Genomic DNA, 21,557 nt, shown 5'->3' with positions numbered 1-21,557 from the left:
TTCTTTACCAGTGGCGTGCACCCCTTCATTTATCTCGGTAGCGGAATCGTCGGCGGGATGGTCGGTTATTCCCAGACCCTTTCCCTCACGGCAATCCTCAGTGCCGTAGGTACACTGTTAATTGTTCTGGTGTCCTTTACGCTCATGCCGAGGATGCGCGGGTTCGGGTGATCGAATTGCACTCGCTATGGCTATGGCCTGCAACTGGTCTTCAGCGATGGGCATGAGCGGGGGATTTATCCGTGGGCGTACCTTGCACAACTCACCTCTTGAGTCACTGAAATCCAATGTGGGAGCGAGCTTGCTCGCGATGCGGCCCGGTCAGTCGACACACATGTTGAATGAAAGACCATCGCGAGCAAGCTCGCTCCCACAGGTCACTGGTCCTGCCACCAGATGATTGACGGTCCTTGCCAGGCAAAAGCCAAAAGAGTACAAATGTACTCCATGACGACTCTGACTCCCCGCCGTACCGCCATCCTGACCTTTATCCGCGATCGCATCGCCGAGCACGGTCAGCCTCCGAGCCTTGCTGAAATCAGCGAGGCGTTCGGTTTTGCCTCCCGTAGCGTGGCGCGCAAGCATGTGCTGGCGCTGACCGAAGCCGGGTTTATCGAGGTCAACCCGCATCAGGCCCGGGGCATTCGCCTGCTCGGGCAGCCGCCGCGTCCCGAGTTGCTGGACATCCCGGTACTCGGCCGGGTGGCGGCCGGTGCGCCGATTGGGGCCGATGCTGAGATCCATAGCCGCTTGCTGCTCGATCCGTCGATCTTTTCGCGGGTGCCGGACTACATGCTGCGGGTCCGGGGTGACTCGATGATCGAGGACGGCATTCTCGATGGCGATCTGGTGGGCGTGCACCGCAACCCCGAGGCGCTCAACGGCCAGATCGTCGTGGCGCGACTCGACGGCGAAGTCACCATCAAGCGCTTCGAGCGGGTCGGCGATGTGGTTCGCCTGCTGCCACGCAACCCGGCCTACCAGCCGATCATTGTCGAGGCCGACCGGGACCTGGCCATCGAAGGCGTGTTCTGTGGCCTGGTGAGGCAAGGCTGATGGGTGCCGTCGTTGCGCTGGATACGCTGTTCAATGGCGGCCAGGTCTGGAAGGGCCGGCCTGCGCCACCGGCCGCCAGCCCGCAACCCACCGGGCATGCCGCGCTGGACGCCGCATTGCCCAGCGGAGGCTGGCCGGAGGCGGCGCTGACGGAAATCCTCTTGGCCGGGCAGGGCGTGGGCGAGTTGCAACTGGTGTGGCCGACGCTGGCACGGCTGTCGGCGGCGGGCGAGCGCATCGTGCTGGTGGCGCCGCCTTATGTGCCGTATCCCCAGGCGTGGCAGGGTGCCGGGGTCGATCTGCGTCAGTTATCGATCATCCAGGCCAGCGAGCGCGATGCGCTGTGGGCCGCGGAACAATGCCTGCGTTCGGGCAGTTGCGGCGCGGTGCTGTGCTGGCCGCACAAGGCCGATGACCGCGCCTTGCGCCGGTTGCAGGTGGCAGCGGAAACCGGCCAGACCCTGGCCTTCGCCTATCGTCCTCTCAGTGAAGCGATCAACCCTTCGCCGGCGGCCCTGCGCATCGCCATCGATGCCCGACCGGCACAATTGCGCGTGCTCAAGTGCCGCGGCGGCCTGGCCCGTTCGGCGCCGATTGCCTTCGCCGTGGGGCATTGAGGTTGCCATGCGCTGGGTCTGCATTGTTTTCCCGCAATTGGCGCTGGACGCGGTATTGCGTCAGCGCGCCGATCCCGATGAGCCCCTGGCGTTGTTGACCGGCCCGGCTCAGCGCCGGGTGCTGCAGGCGGTTAACGACGCGGCGCGGGCGCTGGGGTTGCGTCCCGGTCAGTCCATGAGTGCGGCACAGGCCTTGAGCAAAGGCTTTGCCACGGCTGAATACGATGCCGCCGACATCGAACACTGGCAGCAGTTTCTCGCCGCCTGGGCCTATCGCTTCAGCTCCCAGGTCAGCGTGCATTACCCCCGGGCCGTGGTATTCGAGATCGAATCCAGCCTCGGCCTGTTCGGCGCCTGGCCGCAATTCGAAGCGCTTTTGCGCCGTGAGCTCGACGAACTGGGATTTCGGCACCGCATCGTGGCCGCGCCCAACCCGGTGGCGGCGCGGGTGCTGGCCAACGCCTATGACGGTCTGGTGGTGCCGGACGATCAAGCCTTGCAGCATCACCTGGGGCAAATGCCTGTCGACCGGATCGGCCTCGAAGCCTCGGTCGCCACGGCCTTGTCGCGCATGGGCTTGCGCACCTTGAGCCAGGTGCAGGCACTGCCCCGGCATAGCCTGGCCCGGCGTTTCGAGGCTCAGGTGCTCAAGCATCTGGATGCCCTGTCGGGTTTGCGGCGGCTGGCGCTGGCGTTTTACCTGCCGCCGGACCGCTTCGATGTGCGGATCGAGCTCAATTTCGATGTGCAGTCCCATCAAGCCTTGCTGTTTCCGTTGCGCCGGTTGACCGGCGACCTGTCGGCGTTCCTCTGTGGTCGCGACAGCGGCGTACAGCGTTTCGACCTGCATCTGGAACACGCCGGGTTGCCGGATACGCTCATCAAGGTCGGCCTGCTCAGCGCCGAGCGCGATCCGGCGATGCTCTTCGAACTGGCCCGGGGGCGATTGGAGCAAGTCCAGGTCGAGGCGCCGGTGCGCGGCTTTCGCTTGCGCGCCGAGGATTTGCCGACCTTCATACCCCAGTATCAGGAACTGTTTGACGATCGCCCGCAGCAGTCCTTGCTCTGGGAGCAACTGCGCGAACGCCTGCGTGCACGGCTGGGGGATGACGCGGTGCATGGTCTGCGCTTCCAGGCCGATCACCGCCCCGAGTGTGCATGGCAGGCCAGTGCCGACAGCCAGCCCTGCGCGGTGCCGGCCGCGGTGAAACGGCCGGGCTGGCTGCTGACTGAACCGCTGGCCGTGCATCAGGGCTCGGCGCGCATCCTCATGGGGCCGGAACGCATCGAGTCCGGTTGGTGGGACGGTGACGACGTACGCCGTGACTATTACCTGATCGAAACCCGTGCAGGCCAACAGGGCTGGGCCTACCGGGCGGTCGGTGAGGACGGCCCGCTGTGGTTGCAGGGCTGGTTCGCATGAGCATCGACTATGTCGAACTGCACTGCCTGTCGAACTTCAGCTTCCAGCGCGGTGCCTCCAGTGCCCTCGAGCTGTTCCAGCGCGCGAAAAAACAGGGTTATCAAGCCCTGGCGATCACCGACGAATGCACCCTGGCGGGCATCGTTCGCGCCTGGCAAGCGGCGAAGTCCGTGGAGTTGCCGCTGATCATCGGCAGTGAAATACGCATCGAGAACGGTCCGAAACTGGTGCTGTTGGTGGAGAGCCTTGAGGGTTATCAGGCGCTGTGCCGATTGATCACCCGCGCCCGGCGGCGAACGCAGAAAGGCCAGTATCAGGTGCTGCGCGAAGACTTCAGCGAACCGTTGCCGGGGCTGTTGGCGTTATGGGTGCCGGACGCTGTCGATGCCTTTGAACAGGGGCGCTGGCTCAAGCAGGTCTTCGCCGAGCGCCTGTGGCTGGCGGTGCAGTTGCACCGCGGTCAGGACGATGCCCGGCGCCTGAACGATCTGTTGAGCCTGGCCAGGGAGTTGCGTATTGCGGCCGTGGCCAGTGGCGATGTGCACATGCATGCTCGCGGCCGGCGCGCCTTGCAGGACACCATGACCGCGATCCGTCATCACCTGCCGGTGGCCGATGCCGGGTTGCGCCTGCATCCCAACGGCGAACGCCATCTGCGCAGCCTGGACGTGCTGGGGGAACTTTATCCGCCCGGCTTGCTGGCAGAAACGCTGAACATCGCCCGGCGCTGCACCTTTGATCTTGGCCAGTTGCGTTATCAATATCCTCGCGAACTGGTGCCAGAAGGGCACAGCGCAGAGTCCTGGCTGCGGGCGTTGACCGAGCGCGGCATGCGCGAGCGATGGCCCGACGGTGCAAGCGAAAAGGTTCGCGGGCTGATCGACAAGGAGCTCGGGCTGATCGCCGAGCTGGGTTATGAAAGCTATTTCCTGACCGTTCAGGACATCGTCGCCTTCGCCCGGCGCGAGAAGATTCTCTGCCAGGGCCGAGGCTCTGCGGCCAACTCGGCGGTGTGTTTCGCCTTGGGCATCACCGAGATCGACCCCGAGCGAATGAACATGCTGTTTGAGCGCTTTCTCTCCAGGGAGCGCAACGAGCCACCGGATATCGATGTGGACTTCGAGCACGAACGCCGCGAAGAAGTCTTGCAGTACGTGTTCCAGCGCTATGGTCGGACCCGCGCGGCACTGACGGCCGTGGTCAGCACTTACCATGCGGCCGGTGCGGTGCGTGATGTGGCCAAGGCGCTGGGTTTGCCGCCAGACCAGATCAATGCCCTGGCCGATTGCTGTGGTCACTGGAGTGATGAAACGCCGCCCGTGGAGCGCCTGCGTGAAGGCGGTTTCGACCCTGAAAGCCCGGTGTTGCGCCGGGTGTTGAGTTTGACGCAGCAACTGATCGGCTTCCCCCGGCACCTGTCCCAGCACCCCGGCGGCTTCGTCATTTCCGAGCAGCCGCTGGATCACCTCGTGCCGGTGGAAAACGCCGCGATGGCCGAGCGCACCATCATCCAGTGGGACAAGGACGATCTCGATGCGGTCGGGCTGCTCAAGGTGGATATCCTGGCCCTGGGCATGCTCAGCGCGATTCGTCGCTGTTTCGACTTGCTGCGCCGTCATCGCAACCGGGACTTGAGCCTGGCAACGGTGCCCTCCGAGGACTCACAGACCTACGACATGATCGGTCGTGCCGACACCATCGGCGTGTTCCAGATCGAGTCCCGGGCGCAAATGTCGATGCTGCCCAGGCTTAAGCCCCGCAAGTTCTATGACCTGGTGATCGAGGTGGCCATCGTTCGCCCCGGACCTATCCAGGGCGGCATGGTGCATCCGTACCTGCGTCGTCGAAACAAGGAAGAGCTTGAAACCTACCCCTCCGAAGAGTTGCGGGAGGTGTTGAAACGCACCCTTGGCGTTCCTCTGTTTCAGGAACAGGTGATGCAGATCGCCATCGTCGCCGCCGACTACAGCCCCGGCGAGGCCGACCAGCTACGCCGCTCCATGGCTGCCTGGAAACGCCACGGCGGGCTCGAACCGCACAAGGATCGACTGGCCGCCGGCATGAAGAAAAAAGGCTACACGCCGGAGTTTGCCGCGCAGATCTTCGAGCAGATCAAGGGCTTTGGCAGCTACGGTTTTCCCGAGTCTCACGCGGCCAGTTTTGCCTTGCTGACTTACGCCAGTTGCTGGTTGAAATGCCACGAGCCGGCGGCCTTCGCTTGTGCGCTGATCAACAGTTGGCCGATGGGGTTCTACAGCCCGGACCAGATTCTGCAGGACGTCCGCCGTCATCATTTGCAGGTTCGCCCGGTGGACGTGCGCACCAGCGACTGGGATTGCAGTCTGGAACCGATCAGCGGTGCGCAACCGGCGATTCGCTTGGGGCTACGCATGATCAAGGGCTTTCGCGAGGACGATGCCCGACGCATCGAGGCGGCACGCTCCAAAGGGGCGTTTGCCGACATTGCCGACCTCGGCGAACGGGCGCGACTCGATGCCCGCGCCCAGGAGCAACTGGCCGATGCCGGCGCGTTGCGTGGCCTGGCCGGCGACCGGCATCGGGCACGTTGGGAAGTGGCCGGGGTACAAAAGCAGCTGGGCCTGTTTGCCGGCCTGCCGAGCCGGGAGGAGGACGCGGTGTCGTTGCCAAAGCCCACTGTGGGCGAGGACCTGCAGGCCGATTACGCCAGTGTCGGCACCACCCTCGGGCCGCATCCGTTGGCCCTGTTACGCGGTGAGTTGAAGGCGCGGCGCTGCCGCAGTTCGAAGGAGTTGCTGGACGTCGAGCACGGTCGGCCAGTCAGCGTTGCCGGGCTGGTCACCGGCCGACAACGCCCGGCCACCGCCAGCGGCGTGACGTTCGTCACCCTTGAGGACGAGTTCGGCAACGTCAACGTGGTGGTGTGGCGCGACCTGGCCGAGCGTCAGCGTCAGGTGCTGGTTGGCTCGCAGTTGCTCAAGGTCGATGGGCGCTGGGAGAAAGAGGGCGAGGTCCGGCATCTGATAGCCGGGCGCTTGAGTGACCTGAGCCCGTTGCTCGATGGCATTACTGTGCGCAGTCGGGATTTTCATTGATCTGCTGCGGGAGCTTTTGTGGCGAGGGGGCTTGCCCCCGTTCGGCGGCGAAGCCGTCGTAAAACCGTTGAATGCGGTGTGCCTGAAATTATTGCGGTGATTGGTTTGGGGGCTGCTTCGCAGCCCAACGGGGGCAAGCCCCCTCGCCACAAAAGCCGCTCCCCTCAGGGTTTGTGTCAATGCCTGTTATTTGGCCAGCGGCCAAAACCGCTCGCCACCCCCCGGCGCATCCGTCCAGGCCTGCAACGAGCGTGTCGGCAAGTCGAAGTAATCCCGCGTACGCGCATAGCCATGCCCGCCCATGCGTCCGATCGCATCCAGCCCCAACTGGTCGATGTACAGGGTTTTCGGATCGATCAGTTCGTCACGCACATGGGCCATCAGCACTTCACCAAAGATAATCTCCCGGGATTGGCCGATGGACAGGGCCATCATCCGCCGACACTCCAGCGCCACCGGAGCTTCGCCGATGCGCGGGCATTTGACCGTGGTGCCGGGGATGGCAGTGAGGCCGGCGGCGGTCAGTTCATCGAAGCCGGGGGCGAAGGGCACGGCGCAGACGTTCATGGCTTCCACCAGGGCATCGCTGACGATGTTCACGGTGAATTCCTGATTGAGCTGGATGTTGCGAGTGGTGTCCTTGGGGCTTTGGTCGCCGTAGTTTTCCACGCCCAGGGCGAGGATCGGTGGATCGGCGGAAAGCGCATTGAAGAAGCTGAACGGCGCTGCGTTGATCCGGCCTTCGCCGTCGACGGTGGTGACCAGGGCTATCGGCCGTGGCACGACGCTGCCGATCAGGATCTTGTATTTGTCCCGTGGGCTCAATGTGCTGAAGTCGAAGCTTTGCATGGGCAGAAATCTCTAGAGAAGTGGATCAATCGCGCTCAGTGGCGCCTGTGCGCTGTAGTCGTCGGCGAACGGGATGGCGGGCTGGAACAGGCTTTTCCAGTCCGGTTGATCAAAGGCCCGGTCGCTGTGGCTGCGCATCAATTTTTCGAATTGGCGTTGGGCCTGGCGTTGCAGGGCGGGGTAATCGAGGCCCTCGACCTGGCCGTCCCGCATCACGCAGCGGCCGTCGATGTAGCTGGCGATACAGTCGTCACCGCGACCGGCCAGAACAAGATTTTTCAGTGGATCGAATAGCGGCCCCAGGTGCATCCCGCGCAGGTTGAACACGGTGATGTCGGCCTTGGCCCCGGGCGCCAGGCGTCCGAGATCGTCGCGGCCCAGTGCCTTGGCACCGCCGAGGGTCGCTGCGTTGTACAGGTCCAGCGTGCTGGTCAGATCGTTACCGCCTTCCATAAGGCGAGCGATGTTCAGGCCCTGGCGCATGTTGTCCAGCAAGTCCGCCGGCCAGGTGTCGGTGCCCAGGGCGAAGTTGATGCCTTTGGCCCGATAGCGTCCGAACGAATTCAGCGCCTCGCCATCCCGGGCGAACACCACCGGGCAATGCACCAGGCTTGCGCCACCATCCACCACCCGTTGCAGGTCGTCATCGCCGCGGGTGTAGATGCCGTGGGGCAGCAGGCTGCGCGGGGTCAAAAGCCCAAGCTGCTGCAGCCAGCCCAGTGGCGAGGTGCCGCGCAGTTGCTCGACCATCGCCACTTCACCGAGGCCTTGGCAGCAGTGCAAACGCATCGGTGCGTTGAGTTCGCGGCTCAGCGCGGCGGTGCGTTGCAGCAACGCCGGGGTACAGGTCTGGATGCGATCGGGCAGCAGCGCACCGCGAATCAGGCCGTTGTGCGCGCCGTCGAAATCCCGGAAAAACCGCTCGGCGGCGTCGAGCCCGGCCATTCCCCGGGCTTCGTCCCAGTGGTGCGCCAGGGTTCCATCGGCCTGCCAGTAACTCATGCCGCTCATGTAGCAGGGACCGAGGTAAGTGCGTAGCCCCAGTTCGACGGCTACACCTGCCACCGCCGCAAATTCGTCGTAGGTCTCGGCCCACTCGCGGTAATACATCGAGGTGATCGGCATGGCCGTGGTGATGCCGTTGCGGATCAGTTGGGTGAAGGCGTAGCGGTATTTGAAGACTTCTTCTTCGGGGCTGTAGCTTTCCCGCGATCCACGCGCCAGATACTGCGCCGACCACATCCGGCCCATGTCGCGCTCGTCGCCGTTGTCCAGGGTCAGCACCGTGGAATCGAGATCGCCCAAGGCATCCAGATCGATGAAGCCGGGACCGATCAGCGCATTACCGTAATCAACCCACTGATCCACCGGCCCCGCATAGCCACGCCCGACAAACTCGATGCGTGCGCCTTCGAACACCACTTCGCCATCGCGCCACAACACATGCCGCGTGCCGTCGAAACCGACCACGCAGCTGGCCCGCAAGCCGATGCGCTTCACAAACGGCTGTCCAGCAAGCGACCACCTGCAGCAATCAACTGGCCCGCGCGATAGACCTGACGCAACGGCCGCGAAACCACCGCCTCACCCAGTGTTTGTACCGGCATCAACAGGAAGTCCGCCGGCTGGCCAATCTCCAGGCGATTGGCTTGGCAACCCAGCGCCTGGGCGCCGTTGACGGTCGCCGCCTCGAACGCTGCCGCCAGTTCTTCGTCCTTGTTCAAGTCGAAGCGGAACGCCAGCAACATCGCCCGCTCCAGCATGTCGCCGTTGCCCATGGGCGACCAGGCATCACGAATACCGTCCGAGCCCAGGCACACATTCACGCCGGTTTCGCGCAGGGCCAGGAACGGCGGCACCGCGCAATCGGCCGGGGCCGAGCTCATCAGCGAAATGCCCAATGTGGCCAGACGTTCGGCCACCGGTTTGACCTGGCTCCACGGCAACATCCCCAGGCAGTACGCGTGGCTGATCATCACCCGGCCTTGGCGGCCGAAGCGCTCGGTGTAGTCGGCAATCAGGGCGATCTGCCACAGCCCCAGCTCACCTTTGTCATGCAGGTGAATGTCGACGCCCCGGTCGAATTCGCTGGCCAGTTTGAAGACGAAATCCAGTTGTGCGACAGGGTCGTTATCGATACCACACGGGTCCAGCCCGCCGACGTTCTCCACGCCCAGGGCCATGGCTTCGCGCATCAGTTCGGCGGTGCCGGGGCGGCTGATCAAGCCAGTCTGCGGGAACACCACCAGTTGCAGGTCGATCAGGTCGCGGTAGTTTTCACGCAGTTGCTGCATGGCCTCGACATGCCGCAGGCCGAATTCCGGGTCGATGTCGACGTGGCAACGCATGGTCAGCGAGCCGCGGGCGATGCAGTTTTCCAGCAGGGCGCCGGCCCGTTGCGCAATCGGTGTGGTGACTTCACGCAGGATGCGCCGTTCGTTGGCGATGTAGTCCTTGAGGGTCGGGCCGGCACTGTTGGGGCGCCAGGGCTGGCCCCAGAGGGTTTTGTCCAGGTGCACGTGGCTTTCCACCAGGGCGGGGGTGAGCAACTGGTCCTGGCCGTCGATGTCGGTGGCCGACAGGGCTTCGTTCGAAGCGGGGCGGCGTTGGCTGAAGCGGCCGTTTTCGATCAGCAGGTCTTCGGCGGTGGCGCCGTAGGGGCGCACGTTGCGCAGCCAGCGGGGTTGATTCATTGCAAACCTCAAATTCAATGGTGTCTTGGCGGGCCTCATCGCGAGCAAGCTCGCTCCCACAGTAGATCTTTGACGTTCACAAAATCCCTGTGGGAGCGAGCTTGCTCGCGATGGGCGCGACTCGGTCGAAAGGCAATCAGCCCTTGAGCTTGGCCCAAATGCGGTCCTGCAGCTCCCGCGCCTTGTTGCTGCATTCCTTTTCCGGGCGCAGGCGCGCGGCGAATTCGTCGGGCATGTTGATGGCGTCCATCACCCGCCATTTGGCGTCGATCAGCTTGTCGCTCTGGATGCCGTTGGCGTAGGCGATGGCGTTGGACACGGCGGCGGCGTTCTCCGGTTTCATCATCCAGTCGATGAAGATCTTCGCGTTGCCGGGGTGCGGTGCGCTTTTCGGTACGGCGAAGTTGTCCTGGAACATCGCCAGGCCTTCACGGGGGTAGACGTACTTGATGGTGCTCTTCTGCAAGGTGGCCCGCGCTGTAGAACCGTTCCAGTTCTGCATCATGATCACTTCACCGCTGGCCATGCGGTCGACGGTGTTGTCCGAGCTGTACATCTTCAGGAAGGGTTTCTGTTTTTGCAGCAGTTCGAGGATGCGCTTGGCGTCCTGCGGGTTTTCGCTGCACTCGTCGACATTCAGGTAGTGACTGGCGGCGTTGATCACGCTGCTGGAGGTGTCGAGGGCGGCGAGCTGACCTTGCAGTTCCTTGCGCGGCTCGAAGAACTCTTTCCAAGAGTCGTCAAGCTTGCCGCCGGGCACCCGGGCGCTGTCATAGGAGAACCCGGTGGTGCCCCACAGGTACGGTGCCGAGAACTTGCGACCGGGGTCGAAGCTCGGGTCGCGGAACGCCGGCTTGACGTACTGGAAGTTGGGCAGGGTCGAGGCGTCGATTTCCAGCAGCAGGTCCTGGTTGATCAGGGTGCGCATGATCGATTGCGACGGCACGATCACGTCGTACGCAGCGCCGCCGGCCTGCAACTTGGCCAGCAGGGTTTCGTTGCTGTCGTAGCCGTCCATGGTGACCTTGATCCCGGTCTCCTTTTCGAACTTGGCCAACAGTTCCACCGGGTAGTAGTCGGTCCAGTTGTAGAAGAACAGTTCCTTGGGCTCGGCGGCCTGGGCGCTGAACGCCGTGAACGCGGTGAAGCAACTCAAGGCCAGACCGGCAACGGCGAAACGCATGCTTTTCACTTTCTTGCTCATATAGAAGTCTCCAGGCTTATTGTTGTTTGCCGCGCTGTCCCAGCCAGAAGGCCAGCACTACCAGCACGATGGAAATCACCAGCATCAGGGTCGAAATCGCGTTGATCTCTGGCGTCACGCCGGCCTTGATGGCCGAGAAGATGTACACCGGCAGGGTTGTGGAGCCGGGACCTGCGACGAAGAAGGTCATGATGAAATCGTCGAGGCTGACCACGAACGCCAGCACCGAACCGGACAGCACCGCCGGCCACAGCAGCGGCAAGGTCACCCGGCGGAACACCTGCCAGGGGTTGGCGTACAGGTCGTTCGCCGCTTCCAGCAGGCTCTTGTCCAGGTCGTTGAGCCGCGCGCGGATCGGCAGGTAGGCGAAGGGAATGCAGAAGCCGATGTGGGCGACGATCACCGTCAGCAGACCGAGCTTGATCCCCAGTGCCATGAACAGCAGCAGGGTGGCCACGGCGGTGACGATCTCCGGCAGGATCAACGGCAGGTTGATCCCGCCCTCGACCATTTTCTGTCCGTAGAACGGCCGGTAGGTCGCCAGTGCCGCGAGCAGGGCAATCGCGGTGGCGCACACCGTGGCGATGCTGGCGACGATGATCGAGTTGAGCGCCGCGGTCTGGATCGACGGGTTGGCCAGGATTCGCCCGTACCAGTCGAACGAGAACTCGGTCCACACCGTCGCCGAGCGGTTGGCGTTGAAGCTGTAGGCGATCAATACAAAGATCGGCAGGTACAGGTAGGCCAGCATCAACAGGCTGACTTCACGGGTCAGGGGCAGTTTCTTCAGGTGCAGGGCGATCATGCTTGTGCTCCCGGGCGTTGGGTCTTGGCGGCTTTGCGGCTATAGAGGGCGTAGAGCACCAGGGACAGCAACATGATCCCCAGCAACAGGAACGACAGCGAACTGCCCAGCGGCCAGTTGCGCGCGGTACCGAACTGCTGCTGGATCAGGTTGCCGATCATCAGCGTCTTGCCGCCGCCAAGGATCGCCGGGGTAATGAAGGCGCCCAGGCTTGGCACGAACACCAGCAAGGCACCTGCGATCACCCCCGGCATCGACAGTGGCAGGATGATCCGCCGCAACGCGTGCCAGCGATTGGCACCCAGGTCATAGGCGGCTTCCACCAGACGCCAGTCGAGTTTTTCCAGGGTCGAGTAGATTGGCAGGATCATGAACGGCAGGAAGCTGTAGACCAGGCCGACGCTGACCGCGAAGTCGTTGTAGAGCAGGGTGATGCCACCGGCCTGGGGGAACAGCGCGTTGAGGCTCTGGGCGACCCAGCCGTGCTCGCGCAGGATGATCAGCCAGGCGTAGTTGCGGATCAGCAGGTTGGTCCAGAACGGGATGGTGATCAGCAACACCATCAGGTTGCGCCGACGGGGTGTCAGGCTCGACATCCACAACGCCACGGGGAAGCCGAACAGGAAACACAGGACCGTGGTGCCACCGGCCTGGAACACCGAGCGCAGCAATGCTTGGGCGTAGACCCAGTTCAGCTCCAGTTCGCCATCGAAACCTTCCTGGAAAAACAGTTGCACGTAGCTTTGCAATTGCCAGTCGGCCTGCCAGTCGACGCCGCCATAGACGTTGCGCGGCAGCAGGCTGATGTAGCCCATGATGCCCAGCGGAATGGCGATCAGGGCCAGCAGGGTCAGGACCACCGGGCTGAGCAACAGCGCGCGGTTGAGGGCTGGGGAAGTGCTGCTGACGCTCATCTCAGGCCTCCATCAACAGGCATGCGTGGGGCGGCAGGTTGACCGCGACGCGATCACCCACCACCCGCCCGTGGTTCAGGCCTTCGTTGTTCTCGCGCAGCATGACCTTGATGTCGTTGTTCAGGCGGCATTGATAGAGCGTGGCCGTGCCGACATACAGCACGGCCTCGATCACACCGCGCAGGTGATGCGGTTGGGTCGGCTCGACCAGTTGCGAGCGCTCGGGGCGGAACGCCAGTTGCACCTTGCTGCCGTCAAAGCCCTGGGCCGGGCAGGGGATTTCCACGGGCATGCCGTTGGGCACGAAGAGCTTTTCGTTCTGCTGGCCGCGCTTGAGGTGGCCGGGGAGAAAGTTGATGTCGCCGATGAATTGCGCGACGAACTGGTGTTGCGGCCGTTCGTAGATTTCATTGGGCGAGCCGATTTGCAGGATCTTGCCGGCGGACATCACGGCGATGCGATCGGACAGGGTCAGCGCTTCTTCCTGATCGTGGGTGACGAAAATGAAGGTGATCCCGGCTTCTTTCTGTACGCGCTTGAGTTCGACCTGCATTTCCTTGCGCAGCTTGAGGTCCAGGGCCGACAGCGGTTCGTCCAGCAACAGCACTTTGGGTTTTGGCGCCAGGGCCCGGGCCAGAGCCACCCTTTGCTGTTGGCCACCGGACAGTTCGGCCGGTTTACGCTTGGCCAGGTGCTGCATTTGCACCAGCGCGAGCATCTCATCGACCCGCTGCGGAATCAGTTTGCGATCAAGGCCCTGCATCTCGAGGCCGAAGGCGATATTCTGCGCAACACTCATGTGCGGAAACAGCGCGTAACTCTGGAACACCGTGTTGACCCGACGCTTGAACGGCGGCAAATCGTTGACCGGCTCGCCCGCGAGGCGGATCTCACCGTCGCTGACATGCTCGAAGCCGGCGATGGTGCGCAGCAGGGTGGTTTTGCCGCAGCCGGAGGGGCCGAGCAGGGTGAAGAATTCGTTGTCGGCAATGTCCACCGAGACGTTATCGAGGGCTGGTGCCAGCCCCGGATCGTCGGAATATCGCTTTGAGACGTTTCGCACTTCGATTGCTGTTGGACGACCCATTATGGTGCATTCCTCTAATTATTGTATGCAAAATCTGGATGCAATTTAGAAATACCCGGATTAATCTGTCCGTGCAAGCCCCTTTTTCAATGGCTGTTCATTCGCCAGGGTCGTTTGCACAGGGCGCAAGGAGTTGATGAATGACGGAAAAGAAACTGGAAACTACGGTCGACCGCGTCTACCAAGGGGTTTACGAGGCGATCAGCAAGCGTTCGTTGCGTCCGGGCATGAAGCTCGGCGAAGCCTCTTTGGCCGAGCTGTTCAATGTCAGCCGCACGTCTGTCCGGGCCGCGCTCAAGCAATTGGAAGCCGACGGGCTGGTCACCACCGAGCCCAATAAAGGTGCGTCGGTGTCGCTGCCCAGTGACGAAGAGATCCGTTCGCTGTTCGAAACCCGTCGCCTGGTCGAGATCGGCATCGTCAGCGAACTGTGCCGTCGGCGTGATACGGCGGTGACCCAGGACCTGCGCGATCACTTGCTGCTGGAAGATGAAGCGCATCAGAGCGGTGATCATGAACGGCTGATTCACCTGCTTGGCGAGTTCCACATCAAACTGGCGCGCAGCCTGAACAACCCGGTACTGCTGGACTGGTTCCAGAAGCTGATTTCCCGGGCGTCGCTGTATGCCGCCGCTCTGGATGACGACAGCCACGAAGCCTGCCGCGACGACGAACACCTGCGGCTGATCGAATACATCGAAGCAGGCAACCAGAGTGCGGCCATCGAACTGACCTGCATGCATTTGAATGGCATCGAGAAGGCCATTCTGGATGTCGCGGCCACCCTGAAAAGCAGTTACAACCCGCTAAAGCACTTGATCGAGGTGTAGTGCACGGACTCTCGGTTACCGAGGACCAAATTGTGGGAGCGGGCTTGCTCGCGAAAGCGGTGTATCAGCAGACGAATATGTTGAATGACACACCGCCTTCGCGAGCAAGCCCGCTCCCACAAGGGATCTCCAGTGGCCCGCGAGAATCAGCTATACCTCTATGAAACGAATAGCGTGCAGGATGCTCGAAACAAACGGGTGCAACTTACCGGGATAGAGCCAGCCGATGCAGTTTCTAGAGGAAAGCCACGGGTGCTCCGGGTGGAACGGCGAAATGGCCGGACGCATTCGTGCGTTCGACTGGAGCCGGACCGAACTTGGCCCGCTCGATTCATGGTCCAGGAGCCTGAGCAGCGCGGTGCAGTTGATGCTCGCGTCCCCACTGCCGATGGTGATGCTCTGGGGCCAGTCCGGGTACATGATCTATAACGACGCTTATTCCAAGTTTGCCGGTGGGCGTCATCCGTATCTGCTCGGCTCTGCCGTGGAACTGGGTTGGCCGGAAGTTGCCGAATTCAATCGCCACGTGGTCGACACCTGCCTGGCGGGCGGCACCTTGTCCTATCGCAACAAAGAACTGGTGCTGCTGCGTGACGGGGTTCCGGAAGATGTCTGGATGGACCTCTACTACAGCCCGGTGGCCGACGATGACGGGCGCCCGGCCGGGGTCATGGCCATGGTGGTGGAAACCACCGATCGGGTGATCTCCGAACACCGGCGACAGGCGGCTGAAGACGCCTACCGCGCCGACAACGAACGGGTACGCTTGGCGCTCAACGCCGGCGCCTTGCTCGGTTCCTTTGTCTGGGACATCAAGGCCAACGTGCTGTCGGGTGACGAGCGCTTCGCTCGCGCGTTCTCTTATCCACCCGGGCAAGACCTGCAAAACCTGTCTCAGGAAATCGCTGAAAGCCGGATCCATCCGGATGACCGCAGTTGGGTTCAGGAACGAGTCACACTGTCGGTGGAGACGGGCGAGCCCTACAACGTCGAATACCGGATCCGGCGTCCGGATGGCAGCTACCTCTGGGTACTCGCCAGTGGTTGTTGCGAGTTCAATGAGCAGGGCGAGGCGTTTCGTTTCCCCGGCGTGCTGATCGACATCCACGAACGCAAGACCGCCGAAGAGTCCCTGCTCAAGTTCACCCGCAACCTGGAACAGCGGGTGGCCGATGAGGTCGAGGCGCGGCTGGCGGCGGAAGAACAACTGCGCCAGTCACAGAAGCTCGAAGCCATCGGCGGTCTCACCGGTGGTGTGGCCCATGACTTCAACAACCTGTTGCAAGTGATCGCCGGCAACCTGCACCTGCTCGCGCGCCATGAGCCGGATAACGCCAATGTGCAGCGCCGGGTCTCGGCGTCGATTGCCGCCGTCGAGCGCGGTGCCAAGCTGTCTTCGCAATTGCTTGCATTTGCCCGCCGCCAACCGTTGTCACCCGCGGTCTTCACCTTGCGGCAGATTTTCGATGGCCTGGCGGAGCTGTTGCTGCGTGCCCTGGGTGAAACCCTTCAGGTTCACATGACGGCGCCCGAAGATTCCTGGAATGTGTTTGTCGATCGCAACCAACTGGAAAACGCCATTCTCAATCTGGCGATCAATGCCCGTGACGCCCTTCAAGGCGAGGGCAGGATTGACCTGTGCGCGGAAAACATCGTCCTCGATCGCAAATTTTGCGCCGCAAAGGGCATTGCCCCCGGGGACTATGTACGGGTGTCCGTGACGGATACCGGCGTCGGCATGCCGCCGCAGGTGCTGGCCCAGGCGTTCGAGCCATTCTTCACCACCAAGGCCGACGGGCAGGGCACCGGCTTGGGCTTGAGTATGGTGTTTGGCTTCGTCAAGCAGAGTGGCGGTCATATCGAAATCGCCAGCGACGTGGGGCGGGGGACTCGGGTGCAGCTGTACTTCCCGCGCACCTTGCGCGCGGCCCCCAGCGAAACGCCGGGCCCTGATGTGCCGCAACGGGGCGGGCACGAACGCATCCTGGTGGTCGAGGACAATGAGGCCGTGAGGGTATCGGCGGTGGAGTTGTTGCGCGAGGAGGGCTATCAGGTCCTCACGGCCACCAACGGTGACATCGCCATGAAAATGTTGCTGGAAGGGCTGGCGGTGGACCTGATTTTCACTGACGTAGTCATGCCCGGCCTGATCAAGAGTTCGGACCTGGCGGCCTGGGCGAAAGTGCAGGAGCCACCGGTGGCTGTGTTGTTCACCTCGGGGCATACCCGCGACATCATCTCGCGCAATCACCAGCTCAGCCCCGACACCCACCTGCTGAGCAAACCCTACAACCCCGAAGCACTGACGCAGATGGTGCGCACGGTGCTTAACGGCTGACAAAAACAGGTGATTCTCCACGCAGGTTTTCAAAGGTGACCGAGTGATCGTCAACCGGTGGAGGCGCCGGTGCAGGCAAGGTTTTATCGCATTGGCGACCGGACGACGAACGGACACCGCTGGTCTGACAGGTGGTCGACAGAACAGGCTAACCGAGGCCATTCTGATAGTTGGTGAACGCAATTGATCGCGTTTCGCTGCCGATCAACAAACGGAGGTGTTCCATGCCGGTGCCCCATGACCTTTATCAGGATCTGAAACGCTCAAAGGAAGAAGTCCAGCAGAAACGCACCAAGGATCCGTTACTGGATTCACTGCTTAACAAGTATTCCCAGGCGGATGCCGAAGTGGTGAAAGCAGAGGAGGCCAAGTCCAACGATGACACCGTAAGGAAGCTCAAGGAGGCACGTCTGCTGGTCAAGGACAAGATCGTCAAGCAACTTGGCTCGTCGTCCTGACCCAGCGAGCTGCCACCGACGACCGGTGGCGGGAAAGTTGGAACGGCATCACAACCGGCACCTCGAATGTTCAGAGACCGCTGTTATGGCTCTCAACGAGGTGCCTCATGACCCAGCCCAAATACCCCAGCGAACAACAGGGTGGCTACGACCCGATCCCCACTCATCCCGAACCCCTGAGCCCCGAACACACCACAGTCAATCCCGAGGAAGAGCCGGGCATCGATGAGTGACCGGATGATGAGGGTGTCGACATCGATCCAGAATGAACACCGCCCTCTGTAGGAGCGAGCTTGCTCGCGATGGTCGTTAACGATGCCGTATGTTTACTGACTAAACGCAGTGCATTTGAGTCCATCGCGAGCAGGCTCGCTCCTACAGGGGGGCTTCGGTGAGTTCAGGAAGGGGACTGTTCATTGCAATGCCTTACTTAGCGGCAATCGCACCATGTTCCGGGCTTTCAGCGAACCGAAATACAACCAGTCCCCATACTCGCGCACGGTAGTGATGGGGGAGTAATTGTCGCTGCTGCCGTCCTGCAGGTTGGCGATCACTTTGCCATCAAGGTCCAGGCCCAGGGCAAATCCGTGTTTTTCCACGGGCTTGGGCAACACGGTCATGGCCCGCACGATCATCTTGCGCACGAACGGATGCGCCGCCGTGGCGTCGAGCAAGGGGTTTCGGGGGGCATACAGCGCCACCCAGAACCGGTCGTGTCCATTGAACGACAGGTTGTCCGGCAGCCCTGGCAGGTTGTCGATAAACAGGTCGTGGGTGCCGGCCTTCGGACCGCTGAGCCAATAACGAGTGATGCGGTAGGCGCCGGTTTCATTGACCAGTACATAGGCATCGTCCGGTCCCAGGGTCACGCCGTTGGCAAACTCCAGCTTATCCAGCACAACCGAGGTTTTGCCGGTCTGGAAGTCGTAGCGCAGCAGTCGACCGTCGCCGCCGTGTTCGATCACGGCCTCACCGTCTTGGCCATAGCCGAAGCGGCTCGAAGCATCGCTGAAATAAGCGTAGTGACCGGGTTTGTCGATGGCCACGTCGTCGGTAAAACCGAAGGGAACGCCGTCGGCCTCTGTGGTCAAGGCCACCAGGCGTCCCTGGGCGTCGAGGGACAACAAGCCTTTGACGGCATCGGCGATCACCAGCAGGCCATTGGGATGCCGGGCCAGGCCCAGTGGCCGGCCACCGGTATCGGTCAGGATACTGGTGGTCTTGCCGTCCAGGCTCGTACGGATCAGGCGCCCGTCGTGCAGGCCGGTGATGAGCGTGTCGTTTTCCAGCAACAAGGCTTCCGGCCCGTCGATATTGGCGGCGCCGACGCGCTCCACCTCTTTGAGCCGCTGATTGTCGGCGTAGATTCCGCTGGTGAGGGACGGCGCGGCTTGTGGTGTCCAGGCCACCGGCCGCACCTTGGTGGGCATCAGCAGCAGGAAGGCGCCGATGACGACGATGACCAGCAACAGACATTTGAAGGTTCTGCTCACACGCCGACTCCTGTCGCGGCCAGATACTTCTGTGCCATGTCGCGCAATGCCAGCATCGACGCCGCCGATTCCCGGTCTATGCGCCGCTTGAGCAACAAGCGGTTGGCAATGCGCATTGCCAGGCCGCTGAACTGATATTCCAGGGTGCGGACGAAACGTGTGTCTTCGCCTGTGGCATCGCATTCATAGGTCACCACCAGCGACAGGCCGTGGTCACCCCGGGCCTCGGCGCTCCAGCGCCGCCCGGGCAGGTACTCCGCCACCTCCCAGCGCAAGTGCCCGTCGCGCCCGCCGGCACGGATGTCTTCCTCGAAACGTGCGCCGGCATGCAGCGGGCCTTTTGGCCCGTCGATGCGCAGCGACGACGGATGCCATTGCGGCCAAAGGGTCACGGTGCTGGCGTAGGCAAGTACCTGGATCGGGTTTCCGGCAATGACAACCTGATGCTGCATGCGGGTCATGGGGGTTCTCGTCGGGTTGAGCGGCTCAGGTTCCGGCTCCCAATAGAGGGTGCCGAACAGGTAGTCCATCAGCGGGAAAACGATGTTGAAATTACGCGCCTGCATCAGTTCACGGCGGTGGTGCAGTTCGTGCAGGCGGCGCATCTGGCGGATCCACGGCAGCCGTGTGAGCGGGTTGCGCGACGGCAGATGCTCGCAGGCATGAAACACTTCATAAGTCAGGTAGCCGAGGACAAGAAGGCCGCCGACCAATCCGGCGACGTTGGTATTGATGTGCTTGAGCAGCCACCAGAGGGGCAGGGCGACGGCGAGGGTGTGCAGCACGATCAGCCACGCCGGAAACAGAATTACCCGCCAGTCGCGGGCGCTGTCGTAGGTCATGTGGCCGGGGGTGAAAAAGCTGTGGTGGTCGCCTGCGTGACGGGCGTAAAACAGCCGGGCGAAGCTCTTTTTATGATGCCCCAGGTGGCGATGCACCATGTACACGCCGAGGTTGAACAACAGCAGCGTGACGGGCACCGCCAGCCATTCCGCTGGCCGCACCTGATGTACGTTGCTCCAGAAGACGCTGATCGCCAGTGCCCCGAACACCAGGACAAACGCGCCATGCAGCCAGGGGTTGTAGAGCGGATGAATGTCGGCGCGGTAACGGCCGCGGAATCCTTCGGTGGTCTGCCTCACTGCAATCACCTGTCGTTTTTGTTATCTCTTTCAGATTAGCCGATCCCGGTGATTTGACGGACCGAACCTTAAGGACACAACGGCCATGATCCGGTGCAAACCGGTCTCAGGTCAGCGGATCCCATCGCTGCGACCAGTCTTCGTCTGAGTCGATGACTTTGCGCAGCAGGTCGAAGGCGCGTTGCAGTGTCGGCGAGTCACGATCGCGCGAGTAGACCAGATAGGTCGGGTAGTTGAATTCCGGCGCCTTGGGCACCCGTTCCAGGGCGCCGCTTTGCAGATAACTCTGCACGACGCGGGTGCGGAAGTAGCCGCTGCCGCCGTTTTCGAGAAGATACTGCAAGCCCAGCGGGCCCAGATTGAAACTCAGCGCAGCCTTGGCCTTCTCCGGCAGCGCGGCGTCGTGCTGGCGTCGAAAATCAGCGCCCCAATCGATGTACACATAAGGATCGGGCTTGTCGGCCAGGCGCACTAGAATCAGTTTTTCTTCGAGAATCTGCTCGACCTGCAGGCGCGGCCAATATTCGGGCTGATACACCAGCGCGGCATCCAGAACGCCTAACTCCAGTTGGCGCAGCAGGTTTTCGCCGTCGCGGATTTCCATGCGCAGGGCATGGCTGGGGATGTTCTTGCGAATTTCGCCGGCCCAGCCGAGCATCAACGGGTTGCACAGACTCACCTCGCCACCGATGTGCAGCACATCGCGATAACCTTCGGGCAACGGCAAATCACGCCGCGCGGCTTCCCAAGTTTGCACCAGCTGATTGGCGTACACCACGAACGCTTCGCCATTGGGCGTCAGGCGGGCGCCGGCACGATTGCGCACGAAAAGGGTGCTGCCCAGTTGGCTCTCGAGTTTTTGTACCCGTGCGGTGATCGCGGTCTGGGTGACATGGAGTTTTTCCGCGGCGGCAGCCAGGCTGCCATGGCGGACGATTTCGAGGAAGGTGCGGGCGAGGTCGATGTCCATGGGGGGGCCGGTGGTGTAAGTGCCCGCATTGTAAGAGCACCACCTGACCTGTGGCGAGGGGGCTTGCCCCCGTTGGGCGCGAAGCGGCCCTTGACGTCCTTCCGATAAGTCGAAATCTCTGGTTGTGCGACTGCTTCGCAGTCGAACGGGGGCGAGCCCCCTCGCCACAGGACCAGCAAAAACGACGAATCCCGCCACTAAGGGCGGGATTCGTTTGCAGCAGGCACGCTCCCGAAGTTCGGGAACCAGGTGCTTACGACGGGAACAGCTCGGACAGTTTCATCGCCAGCATCATGTCGCCTTCAGCGCGCAGTTTGCCGCCCATGAACGCTTGCATGCCGTCAGTCGAACCGTCGACGATGCCTTGCAGGGTTTCGCCGTCCATCACCAGGGTCACCTGGGCGTCCGGGTTCTCGCCTTCCTGCAGCTCGCAGGTGCTGTCCTTGACGATCAGCGAGAAGTTTTTGCTATCGTCGATGCGGAAACCGAAGACCAGGTCCAGACCGGCGGCAGCGGCTGGGTTGAACTTGGCTTTCATTGCTTGTACGGCATCAGCTACGGAGGTCATGGTTCGATCCTTTCTTGGGTAATAAGAGCTGGGTGA

At 62.3% G+C, this 21,557-nt stretch carries 19 protein-coding genes and 1 pseudogene; 9 read left to right on the top strand and 11 right to left on the bottom strand.

Annotated elements, in window-relative coordinates:
* Positions 1–152 precede the first annotated feature (152 nt).
* The 5 genes and pseudogenes from ABIE16_RS11340 to ABIE16_RS11320 form a co-directional block, all read left to right on the top strand.
* Positions 153–273, top strand: a pseudogene (locus tag ABIE16_RS11340) (gamma-butyrobetaine hydroxylase-like domain-containing protein); the annotation flags it as partial.
* A 165-nt stretch (positions 274–438) separates the two neighbouring features.
* A complete protein-coding gene (gene lexA / locus ABIE16_RS11335) occupies positions 439–1,056 on the top strand; it encodes a transcriptional repressor LexA (RefSeq protein WP_429521154.1) in 618 nt (205 codons plus the stop codon).
* Positions 1,056–1,673, top strand: coding sequence for a translesion DNA synthesis-associated protein ImuA (gene imuA / locus ABIE16_RS11330; protein ID WP_057714343.1), 618 nt, complete (start codon positions 1,056–1,058; stop codon positions 1,671–1,673). Before lexA ends, imuA begins: the two co-directional genes overlap by 1 nt.
* Before the next feature lie 7 nt (positions 1,674–1,680).
* Positions 1,681–3,096 carry a Y-family DNA polymerase gene (locus ABIE16_RS11325; RefSeq protein ID WP_429521153.1) on the top strand — a complete coding sequence of 472 codons (1,416 nt, stop codon included), beginning with the start codon at positions 1,681–1,683 and terminating at the stop codon, positions 3,094–3,096.
* The gene (locus ABIE16_RS11320) at positions 3,072–6,170 is read left to right on the top strand and encodes an error-prone DNA polymerase (protein WP_429521152.1); all 3,099 of its coding nucleotides are present in this window, start codon (positions 3,072–3,074) and stop codon (positions 6,168–6,170) included. The genes ABIE16_RS11325 and ABIE16_RS11320 overlap by 25 nt, the downstream gene beginning before the upstream one ends.
* Before the next feature lie 186 nt (positions 6,171–6,356).
* On the opposite strand, the gene ABIE16_RS11315 is transcribed toward ABIE16_RS11320, so the two are convergent.
* From ABIE16_RS11315 to ABIE16_RS11285, 7 genes are all read right to left on the bottom strand, one after another.
* Complete coding sequence (locus ABIE16_RS11315) at positions 6,357–7,019, bottom strand: flavin reductase family protein (protein ID WP_007973324.1); 663 nt, start codon at positions 7,017–7,019, stop codon at positions 6,357–6,359.
* 12 nt (positions 7,020–7,031) lie between these two features.
* Positions 7,032–8,519 carry an amidohydrolase family protein gene (locus ABIE16_RS11310; protein ID WP_154909261.1) on the bottom strand — a complete coding sequence of 496 codons (1,488 nt, stop codon included), beginning with the start codon at positions 8,517–8,519 and terminating at the stop codon, positions 7,032–7,034.
* Positions 8,516–9,712 carry an amidohydrolase family protein gene (locus ABIE16_RS11305; RefSeq protein WP_429521151.1) on the bottom strand — a complete coding sequence of 399 codons (1,197 nt, stop codon included), beginning with the start codon at positions 9,710–9,712 and terminating at the stop codon, positions 8,516–8,518. Before ABIE16_RS11305 ends, ABIE16_RS11310 begins: the two co-directional genes overlap by 4 nt.
* 136 nt (positions 9,713–9,848) lie before the next feature.
* The gene (locus ABIE16_RS11300) at positions 9,849–10,916 is read right to left on the bottom strand and encodes an extracellular solute-binding protein (RefSeq protein ID WP_429521150.1); all 1,068 of its coding nucleotides are present in this window, start codon (positions 10,914–10,916) and stop codon (positions 9,849–9,851) included.
* Between the two features lie 16 nt (positions 10,917–10,932).
* The gene (locus tag ABIE16_RS11295) at positions 10,933–11,721 is read right to left on the bottom strand and encodes an ABC transporter permease (protein WP_057714357.1); all 789 of its coding nucleotides are present in this window, start codon (positions 11,719–11,721) and stop codon (positions 10,933–10,935) included.
* Positions 11,718–12,635, bottom strand: a complete 918-nt coding sequence (locus ABIE16_RS11290; RefSeq protein WP_090455669.1) for an ABC transporter permease — start codon at positions 12,633–12,635, stop codon at positions 11,718–11,720. The genes ABIE16_RS11295 and ABIE16_RS11290 overlap by 4 nt, the downstream gene beginning before the upstream one ends.
* Position 12,636: 1 nt before the next feature.
* The gene (locus ABIE16_RS11285; protein WP_429521149.1) at positions 12,637–13,722 is read right to left on the bottom strand and encodes an ABC transporter ATP-binding protein; all 1,086 of its coding nucleotides are present in this window, start codon (positions 13,720–13,722) and stop codon (positions 12,637–12,639) included.
* Between the two features lie 140 nt (positions 13,723–13,862).
* Here ABIE16_RS11285 and ABIE16_RS11280 point away from each other — a divergent pair, with 140 nt between their 5' ends.
* The 4 genes from ABIE16_RS11280 to ABIE16_RS11265 all read left to right on the top strand — a co-directional run bounded on the left by ABIE16_RS11280 (position 13,863) and on the right by ABIE16_RS11265 (position 17,581).
* Positions 13,863–14,552 carry a GntR family transcriptional regulator gene (locus tag ABIE16_RS11280; RefSeq protein WP_007973313.1) on the top strand — a complete coding sequence of 230 codons (690 nt, stop codon included), beginning with the start codon at positions 13,863–13,865 and terminating at the stop codon, positions 14,550–14,552.
* A 226-nt stretch (positions 14,553–14,778) separates the two neighbouring features.
* Positions 14,779–16,890, top strand: coding sequence for an ATP-binding protein (locus tag ABIE16_RS11275; RefSeq protein ID WP_429521148.1), 2,112 nt, complete (start codon positions 14,779–14,781; stop codon positions 16,888–16,890).
* Between the two features lie 224 nt (positions 16,891–17,114).
* The gene (locus ABIE16_RS11270; protein ID WP_057714363.1) at positions 17,115–17,348 is read left to right on the top strand and encodes a DUF465 domain-containing protein; all 234 of its coding nucleotides are present in this window, start codon (positions 17,115–17,117) and stop codon (positions 17,346–17,348) included.
* A 107-nt stretch (positions 17,349–17,455) separates the two neighbouring features.
* On the top strand, positions 17,456–17,581 hold the full coding sequence (locus ABIE16_RS11265) for a hypothetical protein (protein WP_429521173.1): 126 nt from the start codon (positions 17,456–17,458) through the stop codon (positions 17,579–17,581).
* A 180-nt stretch (positions 17,582–17,761) separates the two neighbouring features.
* Here ABIE16_RS11265 and ABIE16_RS11260 read toward each other — a convergent pair whose 3' ends face one another.
* From ABIE16_RS11260 to ABIE16_RS11245, 4 genes are all read right to left on the bottom strand, one after another.
* Complete coding sequence (locus ABIE16_RS11260; RefSeq protein ID WP_429521147.1) at positions 17,762–18,841, bottom strand: SMP-30/gluconolactonase/LRE family protein; 1,080 nt, start codon at positions 18,839–18,841, stop codon at positions 17,762–17,764.
* Positions 18,838–19,983: a sterol desaturase/SRPBCC family protein gene (locus tag ABIE16_RS11255; protein WP_218498204.1), complete on the bottom strand. Its 1,146-nt coding sequence runs from the start codon at positions 19,981–19,983 to the stop codon at positions 18,838–18,840. Before ABIE16_RS11255 ends, ABIE16_RS11260 begins: the two co-directional genes overlap by 4 nt.
* A 106-nt stretch (positions 19,984–20,089) precedes the next feature.
* The gene (locus ABIE16_RS11250) at positions 20,090–20,953 is read right to left on the bottom strand and encodes a LysR family transcriptional regulator (RefSeq protein WP_057714369.1); all 864 of its coding nucleotides are present in this window, start codon (positions 20,951–20,953) and stop codon (positions 20,090–20,092) included.
* A 253-nt stretch (positions 20,954–21,206) separates the two neighbouring features.
* Positions 21,207–21,521, bottom strand: a complete 315-nt coding sequence (locus tag ABIE16_RS11245; RefSeq protein WP_429521146.1) for an SCP2 sterol-binding domain-containing protein — start codon at positions 21,519–21,521, stop codon at positions 21,207–21,209.
* Between the last annotated feature and the right edge of the window lie 36 nt (positions 21,522–21,557).

Origin of the sequence: Pseudomonas sp. 2725, assembly GCF_050434585.1 — a bacterium.
GTDB classification, from domain to species: domain Bacteria; phylum Pseudomonadota; class Gammaproteobacteria; order Pseudomonadales; family Pseudomonadaceae; genus Aquipseudomonas; species Aquipseudomonas jessenii.
Note: the sequence above shows the minus strand (reverse complement) of the source record. Positions and strands in the feature narration are given on the sequence as shown.

Bases quoted from the DNA above. Each gene is read 5' to 3' on its own strand.
- ABIE16_RS11290 (WP_090455669.1), bottom strand. From the start codon at position 12,635: ATGAGCGTCAGCAGCACTTCCCCAGCCCTCAACCGCGCGCTGTTGCTC.
- ABIE16_RS11295 (WP_057714357.1), bottom strand. From the start codon at position 11,721: ATGATCGCCCTGCACCTGAAGAAACTGCCCCTGACCCGTGAAGTCAGC.
- ABIE16_RS11280 (WP_007973313.1), top strand. From the start codon at position 13,863: ATGACGGAAAAGAAACTGGAAACTACGGTCGACCGCGTCTACCAAGGG.
- ABIE16_RS11285 (WP_429521149.1), bottom strand. From the start codon at position 13,722: ATGGGTCGTCCAACAGCAATCGAAGTGCGAAACGTCTCAAAGCGATAT.
- ABIE16_RS11275 (WP_429521148.1), top strand. From the start codon at position 14,779: ATGCAGTTTCTAGAGGAAAGCCACGGGTGCTCCGGGTGGAACGGCGAA.
- lexA (WP_429521154.1), top strand. From the start codon at position 439: ATGTACTCCATGACGACTCTGACTCCCCGCCGTACCGCCATCCTGACC.
- ABIE16_RS11325 (WP_429521153.1), top strand. From the start codon at position 1,681: ATGCGCTGGGTCTGCATTGTTTTCCCGCAATTGGCGCTGGACGCGGTA.
- ABIE16_RS11305 (WP_429521151.1), bottom strand. From the start codon at position 9,712: ATGAATCAACCCCGCTGGCTGCGCAACGTGCGCCCCTACGGCGCCACC.
- ABIE16_RS11315 (WP_007973324.1), bottom strand. From the start codon at position 7,019: ATGCAAAGCTTCGACTTCAGCACATTGAGCCCACGGGACAAATACAAG.
- ABIE16_RS11250 (WP_057714369.1), bottom strand. From the start codon at position 20,953: ATGGACATCGACCTCGCCCGCACCTTCCTCGAAATCGTCCGCCATGGC.
- imuA (WP_057714343.1), top strand. From the start codon at position 1,056: ATGGGTGCCGTCGTTGCGCTGGATACGCTGTTCAATGGCGGCCAGGTC.
- ABIE16_RS11270 (WP_057714363.1), top strand. From the start codon at position 17,115: ATGCCGGTGCCCCATGACCTTTATCAGGATCTGAAACGCTCAAAGGAA.
- ABIE16_RS11300 (WP_429521150.1), bottom strand. From the start codon at position 10,916: ATGAGCAAGAAAGTGAAAAGCATGCGTTTCGCCGTTGCCGGTCTGGCC.
- ABIE16_RS11265 (WP_429521173.1), top strand. From the start codon at position 17,456: ATGACCCAGCCCAAATACCCCAGCGAACAACAGGGTGGCTACGACCCG.
- ABIE16_RS11245 (WP_429521146.1), bottom strand. From the start codon at position 21,521: ATGACCTCCGTAGCTGATGCCGTACAAGCAATGAAAGCCAAGTTCAAC.